Annotated in this window: 1 protein-coding gene and 1 pseudogene; both read right to left on the bottom strand. The window is 69.0% G+C overall.

Going from position 1 to position 377, the window contains the following annotated elements; genetic code table 11:
* Nucleotides 1-166, bottom strand: a pseudogene (locus AAE045_RS23605) (RNase H family protein); the annotation flags it as partial.
* Nucleotides 142-377, bottom strand: a 236-nt coding sequence (locus tag AAE045_RS23610; RefSeq protein WP_455549740.1) for a hypothetical protein, incomplete at its 5' end; no start/stop codon positions are given. The pseudogene AAE045_RS23605 and the gene AAE045_RS23610, both read right to left, overlap by 25 nt.

The following is a 377-nucleotide window of genomic DNA, read 5'->3' on the forward strand; positions in this document are numbered from 1 at the left end:
TGTTGGTGGTATGCGCTTCACCACCGCTCAGCTCACGCTCGTGCGCGTTGTAGCGCAGCAACGTCGCCCAGCCGCCCGGGCCGGGATTGCCGAGGCAGGAACCGTCGGTGTGGATTTCTATCGTCTTCATTCCATTCCAGATCAGGTGGCCACGGTCCCGTGCCAGCGTGGCAGGGCCACGGGCGTCGGTCCCGGCAGGGCCAGAGTGCGTTTTTCAGCGGTGAACAGGCAGGCCGCGCGCAGTGGAGCGAGGTCGCGCCGGGCCGGCGAGCGGTCGCGCCACATCGGGCCGAGGTAGTGCAGGTCTTCGCAGCTCAGACCGGCCTGCGTGAGAGTGTGGCGCAGCCGCTGCGGGCTGCGCACCACCAGCCCGTGGT

Source organism: Dryocola clanedunensis (assembly GCF_038405435.1).
Classification (GTDB): domain Bacteria; phylum Pseudomonadota; class Gammaproteobacteria; order Enterobacterales; family Enterobacteriaceae; genus Dryocola; species Dryocola clanedunensis_A.